The sequence below is a fragment of the Paraburkholderia sp. RL17-337-BIB-A genome (assembly GCF_046025895.1).
In the GTDB taxonomy this organism is placed as follows: Bacteria; Pseudomonadota; Gammaproteobacteria; order Burkholderiales; family Burkholderiaceae; genus Paraburkholderia; species Paraburkholderia fungorum_C.
This window is the reverse complement of record NZ_JARESY010000002.1, coordinates 3663338-3683539: the sequence shown is the minus strand read 5'-3', so window position 1 is coordinate 3683539 and position 20202 is coordinate 3663338. Positions and strand designations below refer to the sequence as shown.

15 protein-coding genes and 1 pseudogene are annotated in these 20202 nt (G+C 62.1%); 11 read left to right on the top strand and 5 right to left on the bottom strand.

The annotated features are described in order from the left end of the window. Positions 1-65 precede the first annotated feature (65 nt). Positions 66-212: pseudogene (locus P0D84_RS37035) on the top strand (winged helix-turn-helix domain-containing protein); the annotation flags it as partial. Between the two features lie 79 nt (positions 213-291). Here P0D84_RS37035 and P0D84_RS37030 read toward each other — a convergent pair. Continuing rightward, a complete protein-coding gene (locus tag P0D84_RS37030; RefSeq protein ID WP_408345573.1) occupies positions 292-1050 on the bottom strand; it encodes an SDR family oxidoreductase in 759 nt (252 codons plus the stop codon). 164 nt (positions 1051-1214) lie between these two features. Continuing rightward, positions 1215-2177: a GlxA family transcriptional regulator gene (locus P0D84_RS37025; protein ID WP_408345570.1), complete on the bottom strand. Its 963-nt coding sequence runs from the start codon at positions 2175-2177 to the stop codon at positions 1215-1217. A gap of 141 nt (positions 2178-2318) precedes the next feature. Here P0D84_RS37025 and P0D84_RS37020 point away from each other — a divergent pair, with 141 nt between their 5' ends. The 4 genes from P0D84_RS37020 to P0D84_RS37005 all read left to right on the top strand — a co-directional run bounded on the left by P0D84_RS37020 (position 2319) and on the right by P0D84_RS37005 (position 6895). Beyond that, the gene (locus tag P0D84_RS37020; RefSeq protein ID WP_408345567.1) at positions 2319-3260 is read left to right on the top strand and encodes a LysR family transcriptional regulator; all 942 of its coding nucleotides are present in this window, start codon (positions 2319-2321) and stop codon (positions 3258-3260) included. A 105-nt stretch (positions 3261-3365) separates the two neighbouring features. Then, positions 3366-4559: a CaiB/BaiF CoA transferase family protein gene (locus P0D84_RS37015; RefSeq protein ID WP_408346323.1), complete on the top strand. Its 1194-nt coding sequence runs from the start codon at positions 3366-3368 to the stop codon at positions 4557-4559. Then, the gene (locus P0D84_RS37010; RefSeq protein WP_408345564.1) at positions 4556-5503 is read left to right on the top strand and encodes a hydroxymethylglutaryl-CoA lyase; all 948 of its coding nucleotides are present in this window, start codon (positions 4556-4558) and stop codon (positions 5501-5503) included. Before P0D84_RS37015 ends, P0D84_RS37010 begins: the two co-directional genes overlap by 4 nt. A 60-nt stretch (positions 5504-5563) precedes the next feature. Next, on the top strand, positions 5564-6895 hold the full coding sequence (locus tag P0D84_RS37005; RefSeq protein ID WP_408345561.1) for an MFS transporter: 1332 nt from the start codon (positions 5564-5566) through the stop codon (positions 6893-6895). 48 nt (positions 6896-6943) lie between these two features. Here the strand turns inward: P0D84_RS37005 and P0D84_RS37000 are convergent, their stop codons facing one another. Beyond that, positions 6944-8530 carry a Na+/H+ antiporter gene (locus P0D84_RS37000; protein ID WP_408345558.1) on the bottom strand — a complete coding sequence of 529 codons (1587 nt, stop codon included), beginning with the start codon at positions 8528-8530 and terminating at the stop codon, positions 6944-6946. Positions 8531-8955: 425 nt separating this feature from the next. Between P0D84_RS37000 and P0D84_RS36995 the strand changes: the two genes are divergently transcribed. Continuing rightward, the gene (locus P0D84_RS36995; RefSeq protein ID WP_408345555.1) at positions 8956-9489 is read left to right on the top strand and encodes a hypothetical protein; all 534 of its coding nucleotides are present in this window, start codon (positions 8956-8958) and stop codon (positions 9487-9489) included. A gap of 533 nt (positions 9490-10022) precedes the next feature. Here the strand turns inward: P0D84_RS36995 and P0D84_RS36990 are convergent. Then, positions 10023-10748 carry a GntR family transcriptional regulator gene (locus P0D84_RS36990; protein WP_408346320.1) on the bottom strand — a complete coding sequence of 242 codons (726 nt, stop codon included), beginning with the start codon at positions 10746-10748 and terminating at the stop codon, positions 10023-10025. Positions 10749-10908: 160 nt separating this feature from the next. Between P0D84_RS36990 and P0D84_RS36985 the strand changes: the two genes are divergently transcribed. The 4 genes from P0D84_RS36985 (at position 10909) to P0D84_RS36970 (ending at position 17595) form a co-directional block, all read left to right on the top strand. Beyond that, positions 10909-12129, top strand: coding sequence for a pyridoxal-phosphate-dependent aminotransferase family protein (locus P0D84_RS36985; RefSeq protein ID WP_408345552.1), 1221 nt, complete (start codon positions 10909-10911; stop codon positions 12127-12129). Positions 12130-12476: 347 nt separating this feature from the next. Continuing rightward, the gene (locus P0D84_RS36980; protein WP_408345549.1) at positions 12477-13763 is read left to right on the top strand and encodes an MFS transporter; all 1287 of its coding nucleotides are present in this window, start codon (positions 12477-12479) and stop codon (positions 13761-13763) included. Between the two features lie 37 nt (positions 13764-13800). Next, positions 13801-14550 (top strand): 2-keto-4-pentenoate hydratase, encoded by a 750-nt coding sequence (locus P0D84_RS36975; RefSeq protein WP_408345547.1) that lies wholly within the window; start codon positions 13801-13803, stop codon positions 14548-14550. A gap of 24 nt (positions 14551-14574) precedes the next feature. Next, positions 14575-17595: an FAD-binding and (Fe-S)-binding domain-containing protein gene (locus tag P0D84_RS36970; RefSeq protein WP_408345544.1), complete on the top strand. Its 3021-nt coding sequence runs from the start codon at positions 14575-14577 to the stop codon at positions 17593-17595. 15 nt (positions 17596-17610) lie between these two features. On the opposite strand, the gene P0D84_RS36965 is transcribed toward P0D84_RS36970, so the two are convergent. After that, complete coding sequence (locus P0D84_RS36965; protein WP_408345541.1) at positions 17611-18528, bottom strand: AraC family transcriptional regulator; 918 nt, start codon at positions 18526-18528, stop codon at positions 17611-17613. 161 nt (positions 18529-18689) lie between these two features. Between P0D84_RS36965 and P0D84_RS36960 the strand changes: the two genes are divergently transcribed. Beyond that, positions 18690-19589, top strand: a complete 900-nt coding sequence (locus P0D84_RS36960) for a DMT family transporter (protein WP_408345538.1) — start codon at positions 18690-18692, stop codon at positions 19587-19589. Positions 19590-20202 lie beyond the last annotated feature (613 nt).

Here is a 20202-nt window from a genome sequence, read left to right as displayed (position 1 = left end):
TGCATACCGGGAAGATGGCGATGCGGACGACAAGCGGTCAGCGGATTTGTTATCCCCGCAAGCCACAAGGACGCAGCCTCGATGTTTCGATCTGGCGTCTACGCCGTCTGATCGAAATCGATTCTTCGGAGCCGCGTTATGTCCAAACGGTGTGGCAGCGCGGCTATGTGTTCGTGCCGCACGGCGAGATTGGGACGGCCGAGCGCGACGCGATGACTGTTGCGCCCGGCGTGCGATTATCGGCGTGTCAGCCGAAAGGTGAGGTTTTACGGGAGCGTACAGCTTGCCGCGTCAGCCTTGCTTCGCGACCTCGCGAATATCGGCCACGGGCGTTTGCCCGAATGCATCGCTGAAGGCGTAGTCGAGCAGTTGGGTCGCGCATTGTTCGGGCGTCGCCAACTGGCCGTTGCGCTTGAGGTCTTCGAATTTTTCGCGCAGCGGAAACTGCTCGGCGCCGCTGCCGCGAATTTCCGCCTGCATGTTCGTATCGATCACGCCCGGCGCGAGGCTGCAAATACGCAGCGCACGATTCGCGTCGAGTGCCACGGCGCGTGCGTGATGATCGAGCGCGGCTTTGGTCGCGCAGTAGATGCTCCAGCCGGGATAGACATTGCGCCCCGCGCCGCTGGAAATATGCACGATGCGCCGGTCGGTTGCGTCGACGCTGGCTGTGGTGACGGCGGCCGCCAGCATCAGCGGCGTGGCCACGTTCAGGCTCACGGCGGTTGCAATGTCCGTGGCATTCTGGCCGTCCATCGGACCGATCGGCTGCACCGTGCCCGCGTTGTTGATCAACAGTACGCTCTGCGCGCCGCTGACGAAGCCGCGCAGTGCATCGGTTGCGACCCACTGCGCGACGCGCGCAGGGTCGGCAAGTTCGAGTTCGATTTCTTCGAGCAGGGCGGGGAAACGGTCTTTCAGCGTAGCGTGACGCGAGCGGGACAAACCCAGCACCGCGACGCCGCGCGCCAGCAGTTGTTCAGCAAGGGATGCACCGAGGCCGCGAGTATGGCCGGTGACGATCGCGCGGATCGGAGAAGAAGAGGTCATGTTGTTTACTTGGGGTCGTTGGCTTGACGGGGCCGCTATTTTCTCACGCCATATTTACGGCTTGCAGCGAGGCGGTTTTTCGAGCCGCATTCCGGCTGCCCATCAGCAACCCGCGAGCCGCGTTCATGCGGTCCTGATCCCTTCAAGTCCTCTCCACGCCGCATTCAATTAGAGCGGAAGCGCTCGCGATACTGCATCGGCGTCACGCCAATCCGTCTCGAGAAGACAATGCGCATCCGGTCCGCGGTGCCGAAGCCGCAGTCGTAAGCAATCGCCTTGAGCGCCGCGCCACTGCTTTCGAGCAACTTACGAGCCGCATCCACGCGAGCGCGCTCGACGAATTCGTGCGGCGTCACGTTTGTCTCCTGCACGAACACGCGCGCGAAATTCCGTGCGCTCATTCCCGCGACATCGGCGAGTTGCTTCACCGTAAAGCTCTCGCGAATCCGCTCCATTACGTGGGCCTGAACTTTGGCGACCGGCGAGGTTTCGTCGGCCGGTGCCGTGAGATAGGGGCTGAACTGCGACTGGCCGCCTTGTCGCTGGGCGAACACGACGAGGCGCTTGGCGACGGCCAGCGCCGTGTGGGGTCCGTGATCTTCCGCTACGAGCGCAAGCGACAGATCGATGCCCGCCGTGACGCCCGCTGAAGTCACGAGCTTGCCGTCGCGCAGATAGATGCGGTCGAAATCGACGCGCGCTTGCGGAAATTGCGCGGCGAGTTGTGCCGCGTGTTGCCAGTGCGTCGTCACATTGCGCGCGTCGAGTAGTCCGGCGTGGCCGAGCGCAAAAGCGCCGGTACAGATCGAGCCGTAGCGCTCGCATTGGGTGGCAGCGTCTGTTAGCCAATCCAGTAACCGTGGATCAGACGCCTCGCCGTCGGGCAGCGCAGGTCCGCCCGCCACCAACGCCAGGTTGAAAGGGCGGCGCATCTGCTCAAAGGTGGCGTCGGCGATGAGCGCCATGCCGTTGGACGCGCGTAGCGGACCGGGCTCCGCGCTGACCAGCGCGACCTCATAGCGCTCTTGCGGCGCGACGAATCGATTGGCTTCGGAGAATACATCGACGGGACCGGCGACATCGAGCGCCTGTACGCCGGGAAAGATCGCGATCGCGACGGTAGGCATCGAATGATTTCCTTTGACAATGGACGGAATCCGCAGGCCGCGGCAGTCGTCCTGGAAGGAATGGGGTTAGGCCGGGGCCCGCACCTATTTTCGCACCAGGCGTCAAAATAGGCGCATTGCACAACCACGCGGCGCCCCGCTATGGTAATCAAAAACCTTCTACGAAGGCTGGACCTCACCACGCTCCAACTCTTCCTCGCCGTCTACGAAGAAGGCACGCTCACGCGTGCCGCGGAGCGCGAGGCCATTGCCGTATCCGCCGCGAGCAAACGCCTGCTCGAACTCGAACAGGCAGTCGGCGCCACGCTTTTCCAGCGCAACGCGCGCGGCATGACGCTGACACCCGCCGGCGAAACGCTGCTGCATCACGCGCGCCGAGTGATGCGCGACATCGAAAACATCGGTATCGAACTGGCCGGCCATGCGAGCGGCGTGCGCGGCTACGTGCGGATGATGGCCAACCTCTCGGCGATTGTCGAGTTTCTGCCGGAGGATTTGCGCGCCTTCCAGTTGCAGCACGAACGCGTCAAGCTCGATCTCGAAGAGCGGCCGAGCGGCGGCGTGGTGGAAGCCGTCGACGACAGCCTCGCCGACCTCGGCATCTGTTCCGGCGACGCCGACACGCGCGATCTGCACGTTGCGCACTATCGGCACGATTCGCTGGTACTGGTGATGCGCGACGACCATCCGCTGGCCGCGCGCGCCAGCATCGCCTTCGCCGAAACCCTGGACGGCGATCACGTCGGCCTGCACGCGGCCAGTTCGATCAACGCCCGCACCCACATGGCCGCGCGCCAGGCCGGCAAGCCGTTGCGCTTGCGCATCCACGTGCCGGGTTTCGACGCGGTCTGCCGGATGGTGCAGGCCGGCATGGGCGTCGGCGTCTTGCCGCTGAAGGTGTATCAGCTCATGGGCCGCTCGCTTGGCCTCGTCGGCGTGCCGCTGGAAGACGAATGGTCCGAACGCAGCCTGGTGCTGGTGGTGCGCGACGTCGAGGCACTGTCGCCAGTGAGCCGCCTGTTGTTCGACCACTTGCGTTCGATCGAGGCGTCCGAAGCCCCGCTGGCCGCCGCCGGGACCTGAGCGTTCGCCGTTCGCGAACGGTCGTTGGCGAATTGCGGTTGGACGCCATTGGAGTGCTGCTCCTAAGCTGTCTCTCAACACGAAACCAGCATGGGAGACAGCATTATGGGTGGACCCCTCCAGGGTATCCGCGTCATCGAGATCGGAACCCTCATCGCCGCGCCGTTTGCCGCGCGCCTCATGGCCGAGTTCGGCGCCGAAGTCATCAAGATCGAAGCCCCCGGCACCGGCGACCCCCTTCGCAAATGGCGCAAGCTGCACGAGGGCACCTCGCTGTGGTGGTATCTGCAGTCGCGTAACAAGAAATCGATCTGCGTGAACCTGAAGTCGGCGGACGGTATCGACATCGTCAAGCGGCTCGCCGCCGATGCCGACGTCGTGATCGAAAATCTGCGCCCCGGCGCGCTCGAAAAGCTCGGCCTCGGCTGGGACGTGCTGCACGCGATCAATCCCAAGCTGACGATGGTTCGCATCTCCGGCTACGGCCAGTCCGGCCCGTATCGCGACCGGCCAGGCTTCGGCGCGATCGGTGAAGCGATGGGCGGCATCCGCTATACGACAGGCGAAGTGGATGGCGCACCGGCGCGCGTCGGTGTCAGCCTTGGCGATTCACTTGCTTCGCTGCATGGCGTGATCGGTGCGCTGATGTCGCTGTTGCGCGTGAAGACGGGACAAGGCGAAGGTCAGGTGGTGGACGTCTCGCTGGTCGAAAGCGTATTCAATCTGATGGAAAGCCTCGTGCCCGAATACGACCTGCTCGGTCACGTGCGTGAGCGCAGCGGCGGCGCGTTGCCCGGCATCGCGCCGTCGAACACCTATCCGACCGAAGACGACGGCTATGTCGTGATCGCCGGCAACAGCGATCCCATCTTCAAGCGCCTGATGCAGGTAATCGGCCGCGCCGATCTCGCCGACGATCCTGCGTTGGCCCACAACGACGGCCGCGCGAAGCAATGCGCGCTGCTCGATCAGGCGATTGCCGCATGGACGTCACACCATTCCACCGACGATGTACTCGCCGCGCTCGAACGCGCTGAAGTGCCGGCGGGACGCATCTATTCCGTGGCCGACATCGTCGCCGATCCGCACTACCAGGCGCGCGACATGTTGTTGCAAACGCAACTGCCCGGCGGCGCCTCGGTGAAGATGCCGGGCATCGTGCCGAAGCTGTCGGACACGCCGGGCGAAGTGCACTGGCAAGGTCCCACACTGGGCGAGCACACCGGCAGCGTGCTGAGCGCACTCGGATTCGCCAACGAAGATATCGAGCGGCTGCGCCGCGAGGGAGCCGTGCAATGAAAGCGAGCGACACGAATCTCGACAAGCTGATCGTGCAGGAAGTCGCGCCGCGCGACGGCTTGCAGATCGAACCCACATGGGTCGAAACCGTCGACAAGATCGCGCTGATCAACGCGCTTTCCACTGCGGGCTTCACGCGCATCGAGGCGGGCTCGTTCGTCTCGCCGAAAGCGATTCCGGCCTTGCGCGACGGCGAAGCCGTGTTCCAGCAGATCGAGCGTCATCCGGGCGTGATCTACGTTGCGCTGATTCCGAATCTGAAGGGCGCCGAACGCGCGCTGACCTCGCGTGCCGATGAACTGAATCTGGTGATGTCGGCGAGCCAGACGCACAACCGCGCCAATATGCGGATGAGTTGCGAGGCGTCGCTGGCGGCGTTCGGCGATATCGTGCACCACGTCAAGGCTTCGGGCGTGTTGCTGAATGCCTCGGTGGCGACCGCGTTCGGTTGTCCGTTCGAAGGCAAGATCGATGAAGACCGCGTGATCGGCATTGTCGATACGTATCGCGAGATGGGCATACAGGGCATCACGTTAGCCGATACGACCGGCATGGCGAATCCGCGCCAGGTTTCGCGGCTAGTCACGCGCGTGCTTGAGCGACTGCCGGCTTCCGCGCTCACGCTGCACTTCCACAACACGCGCGGTCTGGGTCTTGCCAACGTGCTGGCCGCCTACGAAGCCGGCGCGCGCCGCTTCGACGCAGCGTTGGGTGGCCTCGGCGGCTGCCCGTTCGCACCGGGTGCCTCCGGCAACATCTGCACCGAAGACCTCGTGAATATGTGTGACGAAATCGGCATCCCGACTGCGATCGACCTGGAAAAGTTGCTCGCGTTGTCGCGCGGATTGCCTGCGCTGCTCGGCCATGACGTGCCCGGACAACTCGCGAAGGCCGGCCGTAACCGCGACCTGCACCCCGTGCCCGAATACGTTCTACAGATCTGACACTTCCCTAACTGATTACACGACCGGACGGCATCGCCGAAGCCGGCATTGGAGACAAGCATGAGTGACCTTGGCGCAGTCGCAAGCGGCGGCCGTGAGTACAGCGCGGACGACGCAGTGGCAATCATCCGCAAAGTAGCGTGGCGGCTCATGCCGCTGATCATGGTCTGCTACCTGTTCGCGTTTTTCGACCGCATCAATATCAGCTTCGCGAAGTTCCAGTTGCAAAGCGACCTCGGACTCTCCGATACCGCGTATGGTCTCGGCGCGAGTCTCTTCGTGATCGGCTATGTGTTGTTCGAGGTACCGAGCAATCTGTTTCTGTACAAGGTTGGCGCGCGTCGCTGGATTGCGCGGATCATGATTTCATGGGGCCTCGCGACGGCGGCGATGGTGTTCGTCAACAACGAATGGCAGTTCTATGGACTGCGCTTTGTGATCGGGGCAATGGAAGCGGGCTTTGCGCCGGGCGTGCTGTATTACCTCACACTGTGGTTTCCGCCGAGCTACCGCGGACGCATTACGTCGATGCTGTTTCTGGCGTCCGCGTTCTCCGGTTTGGTCGGCGCACCGCTCGCGGGGCTGGTGATCGGCCATATGAACGGCGTGCTTGGCATGCCGGGCTGGCACTGGTTGTTCCTGCTTGGCGGGCTGCCGTGCGTTTTACTCGGCTATCTCGTGTTGAAGCTGCTGAAGGATCGGATCGAGGATGCGGGGTGGTTGTCGTCGACGGAGAAGTCCTTCCTGACGGCGCAGATTGCGCAGCAAAGCCGGCATCCTGGCACAGGGCATTCGTTGCTCGGCGCAATCAGGACGCCAGGATTCTTGACCTTGGGCCTGGTGTACTTCCTGATTCAGGTGGCATCGTACGGCTTGAATTTCTGGGCTCCGCATTTGATTCGCGTCGCGGGCACGAACAATCCGACGGTAATTGGTTTGCTGACGGCAGTGCCTTATGTGTGCGGTGCGATCTGCATGGTCGTGGTGGGGCGGCTGTCTGACGCGAGCGGCGAGCGGCGTAAGTTTGTTTTCGGATTGCTGGTGATGGCGGCGGTTGGATTCTTTGCCGCCGGGTTCTTCGACAAGCAGACTACGTTGCTGGTTGTCGCATTGGCGGTGATGGGCGCTGGGGTGGTTGCTTCGATTCCGGCGTTCTGGGCACTGCCGCCGAAGTTGGTCACGGGCGCGGGCGCAGCCGGCGGGATTGCGTTGATCAACACGCTCGGCCAGCTTGGCGGGATTGTCAGCCCTGTGATGGTCGGCCGGGTGAAGGATCTGACCGGTAGTACGACGCCCGCGTTGTACGTGATCGGCGCGATGAGCCTGGTTTGCGCGTTGATTGTGTTGTACGGGTTGCCTGATTCGCTACGGCAAAAGGATGCAGCACTTTGACGGCGGCAGTTGCATGGACGAAAGCGCCGCCGCCGCGCGACATGACCGTCAGCCTCTGCCATGCAGCGCTGCGATCTCCTGCAAATCCAGATCGTGTTCGAGGATGGTCAGCAGTTCATCATGAATCAGACCCGTTCGATGCATCTTGAGCAGTTCGGTGCGTCCTGCGGAGATGGCGGCCAGAATCACGTCGTAATGCTCCGCGCGAGCGTCCCAAGGAAAGGCGGCCTCGTCTTGATGGGTCTCGGTAATGCGCGCGCGATAGCTGTATTGCTCCAGCAATCGCGGATGAATTACTTCATCATCCGGTCCATGCACCAGCGGTTGAATCGCGGCGAATTGCGCTGCCTCCAGTCGTGCCCACGCCTGCGGTTCGGTCAGATGCTCTGCGTTTCGTTCGGAGGAGTGGTCCGGATTGACCCACTTGATCAGCGGTCCGATCGTCGTGCCCTGACCCAGCACTGTCACCAGAATGACCGCGAACGAGGCGACCAGAATCAGATCGCGGCCGGGCATCGTTTCAGGCAAGGATAGCGCGATGGCAAGCGTGACCACGCCGCGCATACCCGCCCAACTCGTGACGGTGGCCGAGCGCCAGTCCGGCGGCGCATCTTTGCGCCGCATCAGTTTGCACAGCAGCCCTTTCGAAGATTCGACGGCGAACACCCACACGAAGCGCGACAGCACGACCGCTGCGATCACCGCGCCGACGGCGGGTGCAAATGCGGTCAACGCATCGCCGACGCCGCCCAGCCGCACGATCACGCCGCGCAACGACAGCCCGATCAGAATGAACACCAAGGCTTCCATCAGGAAGATCAGAACCTGCCAGAAGGCTGTGCCGCGCATACGCACCGAGGCCGAGAAAACTTCGTGCTGATGCCAGCCGAGCACCATGCCGCAACTGACCGTAGCGATGACACCCGACACGCCCAGCATGTCGCCTGCGATATAGCTAATCCACGCGGAGAGTACGGATGCGGTGATGATCAGGTACGCGTCGTCGAGATAGCGCAGCAACCGGACGACCAGAAAGCCGACTGCGATGCCCACCGCGACGCCGCCCAGCCCGAGCACTGCAAACCGTCCGATGGCATGTTGTGCGCTGAACGTGCCGGTCAGTGCGGCCGCGACGGCGAAGCGGAACAGGACGATGCCGGCGGCGTCGTTGAGCAGGCTCTCGCCTTCGAGTAGCACCATTAAACGACGCGGTAGTGCGACGCGCTCCAGCACGGCCTTGGCGGCGACCGCGTCAGGTGGCGAGACGATCGCGCCGAGTGCGAAGCATGCGCCCCATGGTAGCGTCGGCACGACCCAATGCACGACCAGGCCGACCGCGAGGGTTGTGAAGGCGACGGCGCCGATGGCGAGCAGCAGGATGCCGCCGAGGTTGTGTTTGAACTCTTCCCATACGGAGAAGTACGCGCCGTCCATGAGGAGTGGCGGCAGGAACACGATCAGGACTAGTTCGGGATCGAGATTGACGGGGGGGAGCCCGGGGACGAAGGCCATTGCCGCCCCGCCGATTAGAAGTGCCGCTGCGGGTGGGAGTTGCAGCCGCTTGGCGAGTAGCTGGAGGCCGATCATCGCGGCGAGCGACAGGAGGACGAGGTTGAAGGCCATGACGGAGGACATGAGGGGGCCTCGGTGAGTGGCAAGACTTTGGGGTTTCTTTTTATCACATGGTGGGGTTTGGGCCTGCGCGGCGCTTGTTGTCTGTTTGTCTTGTGGCGTTGGGCCTTCCTTGAATTGCTGGCCTGCTCGGCGATTGTTATCTGTATGTCTGCGGCGTTGGTCTTTTCTTGATCTGACTCTTTGGCCTTTCCTTGAATTGGTATTGGTCTATTAGCGTTGCCCCTGTGCGGGGCGGCACTTACTTTCTTTGCCGCCGCAAAGAAAGATAAGCAAAGAAAGCGGCTCACACCGCCAGCGCATAAGCGGGGCTCCCGCACAGTCGCGGTAGTGGTGCATCTGGAATCCGTGCCATCGCACATTCGGCGTTAGTGACCAGGCCGTCATCAGCTCCCACTCCGCACTGCGTGCGTCGCGGATGGGTATGCATGGGAAATCAGGGGCTTCGTTCACGCGCCGTGGGAGCCATCGGCTTCGCCTCGGCGATGCGCCTCCGCACTCATCAGCAAACCCCCGCTTCGAATCAATGTCGAGGTGCCGCACCCGCACCCGCACCCGCACCCGCACCCGCACCCGCACCCGCACCCGCACCCGCACCCACACTCGTACCCAACGCCAACGCCAACGCCAACGCCAAAGCCAAAGCCAAAGCCAAAGCCAAAGCCAAAGCCAAAGCCAAAGCCAAAGCCAAAGCCAAAGCCAAAGCTGAAGCCGAAGCCGAAGCCGAAGCCGAAGTCGAAGTCGAAGTCGAAGTCGAAGTCGAAGTCGAAGTCGAAGTCGAAGTCGAAGTCGAAGTCGAAGTCGAAGTCGAAGTCGAAGTCGAAGTCGAAGTCGAAGTCGAAGTCTCAGCTAGAGCTAGGCTAGAGCGGCAATGGCAATGGCAATGGCAATGGCAATGGCAATCCAATGGCAATGCAATAACGCGCGAGGATACTAGGCGGAACGCGAGGGGCAAGACGTAGCGGGTGGTTTTATGAAGTGGTCTTCGGCGCGCGGAGCGTCGCCGGAAGTATGACTGCTGTGTCACTGACGCGGAGTGTGCGAGAACACCGATTCCAGATGCACCACTACCGTAGCTGTGCGGGGGACCCGCTTATGAGCTGGCGGGGTGAGCCGCTTTCTTTGCTTATCTTTCTTTGCGGCGGCAAAGAAAGTAAGTGCCGCCCCGCACAGGGGCAACGCTAATAGACCGATATCAACTCAAGGAAAGGCCAACACCGTAGGCAAACAGATAGCGAGCGCCGAGCGGGCCAGCAATTCAAGGAAAGGCCAACACCGTAGGCAAACAGATAGCGAGCGCCGAGCGGGCCAGCAATTCAAGGAAAGGCCAACACCGTAGGCAAACAGATAGCGAGCGCCGAGCGGGCCAGCAATTCAAGGAAAAGCCAACGCCGTAGGCAAACAGATAGCAAGCGCCGAGCGGGCCAGCAATCCAAGGAAAGGCCAACGCCGCAGGCATATAGATAACAAGCCCCGCGCAGGCAAAAAAAACCCTTTAAGCCTTCAGCGGCGAAGCCGCCACCTCCTCCCTCGACTGCACCTGCAAAACCGCATCCCGTTTATCCAGCAAATGCTGCCGCAAAATAGCACTCAACTTCTTCCCATCCCGCGCCTCGAGCGCCTTCAACATCTCATCATGATCATGAATCGCACTATCCCACTTAGGGACCTGAAAATTCGACCGAAACCGTAACGCCTGCAGGCGTCGATTAACCGCCACATAAGTCTGCCGCAGTGCCGAATTCCTCGCTGCTTCATTGATCTTGTCGTGAATCGCCTGGTTACGGCTGTAATACCCCGCCAGATCGTTCTGCGTCCGGCAAGCCAGCATCGCGTAATGCAATGCCTTGATCTCGGCAAGCTCGGCGGCCGTCATCCGCTCCGCCGCCAATTCGCCGGAAAAAGCTTCAAGACCACTCATCAATTCGAAGGTCTCGCGCAACTCCGCTTCCGACATCTTCGACACCGACGCGCCCCGATTCGGCGAAATCTCGATCAGCCCTTCCGCAGCCAGCACCTTCAACGCCTCCCGCAACGGCGTGCGCGAAATCCCGAGCGTCTCGCATAACTCGCGCTCGTTCAGCTTCTTGCCCGGCTCGAGCACCCCCTCGACGATAAAGCGGCGAATGTGCTCCACCACCGTGTCGTGCAAGCGCTGACGCTCAACCTTCGGCATCAGAGGGGAAGCGGTGACACCCGCGGCGAAATCCGAATTTTGCATACAAAAGCCCTCAACCCATGTAAGCGGGATTTTATCGGAACCATACAGATTAGTTAACAGCAGGGGTAAACACCGGTGCCAGCAGGCAATTTTGACCTTTGGATTATCGCATATCCTCTGATATAGTTTTTTGCATGCAAAATTCAATCGGAGAAACTCAATGCTCAAGTTAGACTTTCACCCCGCTGGCCGTCACTTCCTGCAGATTCCGGGTCCGAGCCCGGTGCCCGATCGCATTCTCCGTGCGATGAGCTACCCGACCATCGATCACCGCGGCCCCGAATTCGGCGAACTCGGTCTGAAGGTGCTCGAAGGCATCAAGAAAATCTTCAAGACGCAGCAGCCGGTGGTGATCTATCCGGCCTCCGGCACCGGCGCTTGGGAAGCGGCGCTGTCGAACACGCTGAGCCCCGGCGACAACGTGCTGATGTTCGAAACCGGGCACTTCGCAACGCTGTGGAAAAAGATGGCGGAAAGCCTGGGGCTGAAGCCGGAGTTCCTCGGCCTGCCGGGCATCGAAGGCTGGCGGCGTGGGGTTCAGCCGCAAATGATCGAGGAACGTCTGCGCGCCGACACGCAGCACGCGATCAAGGCAGTGTGCGTCGTCCATAACGAAACCTCGACGGGTGTCACGTCGGATATTGCCGCCGTGCGCCGCGCGATCGACGCCGCGGGTCATCCGGCGCTGCTGCTGGTCGACACGATCTCGGGCCTCGCCTGCGCCGATTATCGCCACGACGAATGGGGCGTGGACGTCACCGTGTCGGGCTCGCAAAAAGGTTTGATGCTGCCGCCGGGCATCAGCTTCAACGCCATTTCGCCGAAGGCGTTCGCCGCCAGCAAAGCGGCCAAACTGCCGCGCAGTTTCTGGGACTGGACCGACATCGTCGAAATGAACAAGACCGGCTACTGGCCGTACACGCCGAACACGAACCTGCTGTACGGGCTCAACGAGGCGCTGGAGATGATTCTCGGCGAAGGGCTCGACAACGTGTTCGCCCGCCACGCACGTCTCGCCGAAGCCACCCGCCGTGCGGTGCGTGCCTGGGGCCTGGAGATCCAGTGCGCGGATCCGGCTGTGTATAGCCCGGTGCTGACCGGCGTGATGATGCCCGAGGGCATCGACGCCGACGCGGTGCGCAAGGTCATCTACGAACGCTTCGACATGTCGCTCGGCACAGGCCTCGGCAAGATGAAAGGACGCATGTTCCGCATCGGCCACCTCGGCGATTGTAACGACCTGATGCTGCTGGCGACACTCGCCGGCTGCGAGATGGGTCTGCGGATCGCGGGTGTGCCGCTCAAGGCAAGCGGCTTGCCTGCCGCTATGGAGTGGCTGAGTCAGCCGACGCAAGCCTCGGGGCTGAAAGCCGCGGCTTAAGCACTTGGACGCGTGGTGCGTCAACGCAACTGCAACCGCCGGCGCTATGGCGCACTTCGATGCAGTCGCGGAACGGCGCCACGCGCATCGGTGCGTCAGCGCGTCCACACAACCAGCAGCAGCAACAGGCAACAGTAGCAACAGGTAGCAGTAGCAACAGGCAACAGGCAACAGGCAACAGCTCATCTCGCAGCCAAGGAAGGCGGGGGGTAATTCCCTCACGAAGCCGCGCATAGAACGCGGCCCACGAACACCATGCAAGGGTCCCGCAGCGTACGTCGCTGACGGGCGACGACGCAGCACGCCATTTCAGGCGTGCCGTCGATAGACTGCAACGGAGAGAGACGATGAAGCGGTTTCGTGTAAGCAGTGCGACTAGTATCGTTATTGTGATGCTAAGCATCATGTACTTCATCACCTACCTGGACCGCGTCAACGTCAGTACCGCGGCCGCCGGGTTCGGCAAGGAGTTTGGGCTCTCGCATACGGAAGTGGGGCTGGTGTTTTCGGCCTTCGCGTATCCGTATCTGATTTTTCAGATCATCGGGGGCTGGGTCAGCGATCGTTTCGGTGCGAAACGCACGCTGATTTTCTGTGGCGCCATCTGGGGCGTCGCGACATTGCTGACCGGTCTTGCAGGCGGCCTGGCGTCGTTGCTGGCCGCGCGCGTGCTGCTTGGTTTCGGCGAAGGCGCCACGTTTCCCGCGGCCACTTCCGCCATGGCGCGCTGGGTCGCGAAAGAAAAACGCGGCTTTGCGCAGGGCATCACGCATGCAGCATCGCGTATCGGCAATGCGGTGGCACCGGCTTTGATCGTGCTGGTGATGGCGACATGGGGCTGGCGCGAATCGTTCTATATCTGCGGCGTGTTCAGCCTGCTGTGGGTGGCGGTGTGGTCGTTCACGTTCACCGAGCATCCGAAAGATCATCCGCGTATCACGAGCGAAGAACTCGAATTTCTGCCCGCACCGAAGCCGAAAGTGGCCGCCGTGCCGTGGGGCAAATTGTTTCGCCGCATGTGGCCGGTCACGATCGTGTACTTCTGCTACGGCTGGACTTTGTGGCTGTTTCTCAGCTGGATTCCGCAGTACTTCCTGCATAGCTATCACCTGCAACTGCAAAAATCGGCGATCTTCGCGTCGGTCGTGTTCTTTGCCGGTGTACTTGGCGACACGCTCGGCGGCATCATGACCGATTGGATCTTCACGCGCACCCGCAGCCTGAAACGTGCTCGTAGCTGGATGGTGTCGGTGTGCATGCTGTTCTGTCTGCTCTCGCTCATTCCGCTGATGTTCACGCACAGCCTGTATCTGTCGATGGCGTGTCTCGCGTCGGGTTTCTTCTTCGCCGAAATGACGATCGGCCCGATGTGGGCGATCCCGATGGACATCGCGCCGGAATACTCGGGCACCGCGAGCGGCATGATGAACACCGGCTCGGCATTGGCCGCGATCATCTCGCCGGTAGCCGGCGGATTTCTGATCGACTACTTCGGCAGCTGGGAGTTGCCGTTCGCCGGCAGCATGCTGTTGATGGCGATCGGCGTGGTGCTCGCGCTTCGCATGCAGCCGGAAAGCAAATTCGAGTTTAATGCGGCCGACAAAGCACACGTTACGACGGGTGCGGGCGCATAAACGCAATGCGTTATCCCCTCACTACGCTTTTAAAGAAATGACGACACTATTGAGTCAACGTCTCGCCGATGCACGCCGCCAGCACCTGACGCTCGCTGCGTTGCCGCCCGAGCAAACGCCCGCTGATGGCGCCGCCGCCTACGCGATCCAGCACGAAGTCCTGCGCATACTTGACGCGCCGATCGGCGGCTGGAAGATCGGCGCGAAGTCGGATAGCGGGCCGATCCAGGGCGCGCCGTTGCCCGCGCGTGATTTACATGCGGACGGCGCACGGCTGCCGCGCGAAGCCTTTACGCCGGTGGGGCTCGAACTGGAGATCGCATTCCGCTTTGGCCGCCGCTTCGAACCCTCCACAACACCTTATAGCGAAGCCGAAGTGCGCGCGGGCATTGGCTCGTTCGGCGCGACCATCGAGATCGTGGCGAGCCGTTACGCCGGCTGGCCCAACGTCGACAAGTTTGCCCAACTCGCGGATTTGCAGAATCACGGCGCGCTGATCGTTGGCGAATTTACGCCGTATCGCGAGGACTTTCCTTGTGCTGCTCCGCAACTGCGTTTCTGCTTCGAGGGAGACGACGTGGTCAAGGAGACGCCCGCCAACCCGGCCGGCGATCCGCGACGCCTGCTGACATGGCTCGTCAATCACGCCACCTCGCGCGGTATCGCGGTCACGCCGGAGATGGTCGTCACCACCGGTTCGTACACCGGGATCTTTTTTCCGCAGGGCGCGGGCACGGCGAGAGGGCACATTGAAGGGCTCCCGCCGCTCAGCCTGACGCTGTACTAGCCCGCATTTCTATAGGCCGACGATATGACGAACCCCACTTCCGCTTTACTCGTCAAGCCGATCCATCTGGTGCCGTCGGCCGCACGACTGATGACGCCGCTGGCGCAGCATCTGCGCAAATCGTTGCGTGGCGACGTGTTGTTCGATGCCGCGAGCCGCGGCCGTTACGCGACCGATGCGTCGATCTATCAGATCACGCCGATCGGCGTGGTGGTACCGCGCGATCAGGACGATCTGCGCATTGCACTGGAAATTGCGCGCAGCGAGAAAGTACCGTTGCTCGCACGCGGCGCGGGCACGAGCCAATGCGGCCAGACGGTCGGTGAAGCGCTGGTGCTCGACACCAGCAAATGGCTGAACAACATCGTCGCATTCGATGCCGAAGCGCGCACGGTGACGGTCGAACCGGGCGTCGTGCTGGACCATCTGAACGCATGGTTGAAGCCTCACGGTTTGTGGTTTCCGGTCGATGTGTCGACGGCAGCGCAATGCACGATAGGCGGCATGGCCGGCAACAACTCGTGCGGCTCGCGCTCGATCGAATACGGCAACATGGTGCACAACGTCGAAGCTATCGACGCGATTCTCGCCGACGGCAGCGAAGCACGTTTCGCCTCATTGCGCGAGGCGCCGCAAGGCGCGCGCTTGCAGCAAATATTCGAAGGCGTGAAGCGGATTGCGGAGCGGGAGCACGATGAAATCGTCGAGCGCATACCGAAGGTGCTGCGCCGTGTAGCGGGCTACAACATCGATGTGTTCGATTGTCAGAACCCGCGCGCCTATACCGACGACGGCGTCGCGAACCTCGCGCATCTGCTGGTCGGTTCGGAAGGCACGCTTGCGTTTAGCCGGCAACTGACGCTGAAGCTCGCGCCGCTGCCCGCGTATAAGACGCTGGGCGTGGTGAATTTCCCGACCTTCTGGCAGTCGATGGATCTCGCGCAGCACATCGTCAAGCTGAAACCGGTGGCCGTTGAACTGGTCGATCGCACGATGATCGATCTGGCGATGAGCAATCCTGCCTTCCGGCCGGTGATCGAAAAGGCGCTGGTCGGCGAGCCGCAAGCGATCCTGCTGGTGGAATTCGCGGGCGAGAACCGCGACGAGCAACTTGCGTCGCTCAAGCAACTCACCGAACTGATGGCGGATTTGGGCTTGCCCGATTCGGTCGTCGAAATGCCTGCCGCGAATGAGCAGAAAGCGTTGTGGGAAGTCCGCAAGGCCGGCTTGAACATCATGATGAGCATGAAGGGCGACGGCAAGCCGGTCTCCTTCATCGAAGACTGCGCGGTGCCGCTCGAGCATCTGGCGGAATACACGAGCCGTTTGACCGAAGTCTTCCACCGCAACGGCACCGAAGGCACCTGGTATGCGCATGCAAGCGTCGGCACACTGCATGTGCGGCCGATTCTCGATATGCGGCGCGACGGCGCGGTGAAGATGCGCGCGATCGCCGAGGAAGCCGCTGCATTGGTCCGCGAATACAAGGGCGCCTATTCGGGCGAACACGGCGACGGTTTGTGTCGCGGCGAATGGGTCGCATGGCAATACGGGCCGCGTCTGAACCAGGCGTTCAGCGAGATCAAGGCGCTGTTCGATCCCGATAATCGCTTCAACCCCGACAAGATCGTGCGTCCGCCGAAGATGGACGATGCGCGCAATTTCCGTTTTGCGCCGGGCTACGAAGTGCATCGGATCGAGACCGCGCTCGACTGGTCCGCATGGAACGTCGAACGCGATCCGTTGACGGGACAGGAGACGCAGCCGGGCAGCGGCAACGATCTGGCAGGCGGTCTAGCGAAGGCCGTCGAGATGTGCAACAACAACGGCCATTGCCGCAAGTTCGACGCGGGCACCATGTGCCCGAGTTATCGCGTAACCAAGGACGAACAACATGTGACGCGGGGACGCGCGAACACGTTGCGTCTGGCGATTTCCGGCCAGGTCGGCGAAGCAGGACTCGCCAGCGACGAGGTCAAGGACACGCTCGACCTGTGCGTCTCATGCAAGGGCTGCAAGCGCGATTGCCCGACGGGCGTCGACATGGCGAAGTTCAAGATCGAGGCGCGGGCGGCGCGCGTCAAAAGCCACGGCCTGCGTCTACGCGACAAGCTGGTGGCGTTCATGCCGCGCTATGCGGCGACGGCGAGTCGCATGCCGGGCCTGATGGCGCTGGCCGACAACGTGCCGGTGTTGTCGGCGTGGTTCAAGCGTTCGATTGGTTTCGCGCCTGAACGCACGCTGCCGCGTTTCAGGAAGTCGTTTTTGGCGGATGCGTCGGCGGCTAGACCCGCTCAAGGTGGCGCGCTGAAAGAAGTGCTGTTGTTCGTCGACACATTCAACAACAACATGGAGCCGGAAAACGCACGCGCCGCGCAGCAGGTGTTGGAAGCCGCCGGTTACACGGTGCATTTCAATACGCGCCAAGGCGAACGCCCAGTGTGCTGCGGCCGTACCTTCCTCGCGGCCGGTTTGGTCGATGAAGCGAAGCAGGAAGCGCGGCGCATGCTCGATCTGTTCAAACCGTTCGTGGAGCGTGGTGTACCGATCGTCGGGTTGGAGCCGTCGTGCTTGCTGTCGTTGCGCGATGAGTTTCTGCACTACGGCTTCGGTGAAGAAGCGCAGCGTCTGTCGAAACAGGCGTTTCTATTTGAAGAGTTTCTGGTGCGCGAGGAGAAGGCCGGACGTTTGCAGCTTGCGTTGAAACCGTTGGCCATGCGGCAGGCGCTGGTACACGGCCACTGCCATCAAAAGGCCTTCGACGCCTTCACGCCCGTGCAAACCGTGCTGAACTGGATTCCTGACCTCAAGGTGTCGACGGTGGAATCGTCATGCTGTGGGATGGCGGGCAGCTTCGGCTATGAAGCGGAGCATTACGCCACATCGCAGGCGATGGCGGAACTCTCACTGCTGCCCGCGGTGCGCAAGATCGACGGCAACACGCTGATGGTCGCGGACGGCACGAGTTGCCGGCATCAGATTCATGATGGCGCGGGCGTCGACGCGATCCATGTGGCGCGCGTGCTGGCGATGGCTTTGCAGTGAGGGTGCCAGCCGCTATTACGCGCTGACCACCTGCCGATACGCCGTCGGCGCCACGCCGACGCTGTCACGAAAGCGATGGCTGAAATGGCTGGCGTTCGCATAGCCGCATTGTTCGGCGACTTGCGCGAGCGGCAGTCGCGTGGTGCGCAGCAGCGTGCGGGCGCGTTCGAGCCGCTGCTGTGCGATCCACGCCGCGGGCGGCAGTCCGAACGACGCGCGGAACATGCGCGCCAGATGAAATTCGGACAGTGCCGCTACACCGGCAAGCTCGCCAAGTGTGAGCGTTTGCGCGAGATGATTCTCGATGTAGTCGCGCAAGCGCCGCCGGGTCGCGACCGATAAACCGCCCTTGAGCGACGCATCCGTGCGACGCACGCCTTGTGCGCGCAGCAGCAGACTCAACACCTGATGCGCGGTTTCATTGGTTCGCAACCGTCCGTCCGGGTCCTGCCAGTCTTCATTGGCGAGCGACTGACACAGGCTCGCGATGTGAGCGTCTTCGAAATAGGTGCGATCGGCAAGGGTCAGTTCGCGCGGCTCGCGATCGAGTTCCTGCACGGCGCGCTGCGTGAAGTGTTCCGGCAGGAAGTAAAGGTGCATGAAATGCATGTGGCCGCGCACCCACCAGCGCGATTCATGCTCGCCCGGCAACGCGCAAAGCCGCGACGGCGCGCCATAACGTCCGGGCATTTTCTGACGCTCGGTGCGATAGCCGCCATCCAGATAGCACGACAGTGTGTGATGACCGGGCCGGTCGTAGACGGTTTCGGCTTCTTCGGTGTCGCGGGTCCAGACGGCGATGGCGAGCCGGTCGCCGAGCCACGCGAAGCGTTCCAGATTCGCGTTGGCGCTGCGCAGCGTGTGACAGACCGACTGAAGGCCGAACGGCGTTTCGGTGGATTCGATCACGGTGGCGGGCGGTCTGGCGTTCACGAAAACGAGGGGCGTGTATTCGATGACAGGGTAAGCGCCAGTATACGGCGGGCGATCACCGGCGGCGCGTCCCTCCGAAAAAGTGCGCAATCCTGGACAAGTGCGGCCGCCGGCGCTGCAGCATAGTAGGACTCCACCCTTTTGCTGCTGCAGGCTTTGTCATGAATCTCTCGCTCTATGCCGTCACCGTTCTGATCTGGGGCACCACGTGGATCGCGATCAAATGGCAACTGGGGGCGGTGCCGCCGCCGGTGTCGATTGCATGGCGTTTCTGGATCGCCGCGCTGCTGCTGTTCGCGCTGCTGCGCATCATGCGCCGGCCAATCTGGCCGCCGCGCGCCGCATGGCGCTTCCTCGCCGCGCAAGGGTTGGCGCTCTTCTGTCTGAACTTTCTGTGCTTCTACTACGCCGAGCAGGTGGTGCCGAGTGGCCTCGTCGCGGTGGTGTTTTCCACCGCGCCGCTGTTGAATTCGATCAACGGCAGACTATTCATGGGCCGTCCTTTGCAACCGTCGGCGATTGCCGGCGCGGCGTTGGGGCTCGTCGGGATTGTGTGCCTGTTCGTCCAGCAGATGGCCGGACACCTGGGCGACCACGCGGTGTGGTTGGGGCTCGCTATCGCGTTCCTGGGTACCTTGTGCTTTTCGGCCGGCAATCTGCTGTCGAGCCGGATGCAATCGATGGGCTTGCACCCGTTCGCCACCAATAGCTGGGCGATGCTGATCGGTGCCAGCATCCTGACGGTGGGCAGCGCGCTGGCCGGCTTTTCCTTCGCTATCGAGCCTGACGCGCGTTATCTCGGCGCACTCGCTTATCTAGCCGTGTTCGGCTCGGTGATCGGCTTTACCGCGTACCTGATGCTGGTCGGGCGCATCGGACCGGAGCGGGCCGCCTATTCCACTGTGCTATTTCCGATCGTGGCGCTGGCGGCGTCGACGGTATTTGAAGGTTATCAATGGTCCGCGTTGTCGGTGGTCGGGCTTGTGCTGGTGGTGGCGGGGAATCTGGTTGCGTTCGATCTCACGCGGCGCATTTTTGCGCGGCGGGTGCGGGCATCCTGAGAGCGCGGTGCCTTGAGTCCAACTGCGCCGGCTCTAACGCCGCGCGAATGACGGCGCTTTGGGGGACGGCGCCTTAATGCGCCGGGGTCCACTCCGGGCGCTTTTCAAGGCTGTCGAACGGTTCGAGGATTGTTGCCCTGACCCTCTGCACGGCGCACCGTATCGTCAAACGTGAGTTTTTGCGGCAGCAGAGAGTCGGCCCGAAGACATCACCGGCGAGCTTTTCCGGGAGCAAAAAAAAAACGTAAAGCGCGACACGGAAAGCGCTTCGCTGCTCACCCGCACGCGATAAAGAAATGCCCGGCTGATTTTATGAAGAGCCCTTCGGCGCGCGCAGCGCCGCCGGAAGAATGACTGCTGTGTCACTCACGCGGAGTGTGCGAGAACACAGATTCCAGATGCGCCACTACCGCGACTGTGCGGGGGACCCGCTTATGAGTTGGCGGTGTGAGCCGCTTTCTTTGCTTATCTTTCTTTGCGGCTGCAAAGAAAGTAAGTGCCGCCCCGCACAGGGGCGACGCTAATAGACCAATATCAATTCAAGGAAAGGCCAAAGACCCAGATCAAGGAAATCCCAAAGACCCGAAAGCGCCGCGGCGAAGTAATCCACGCA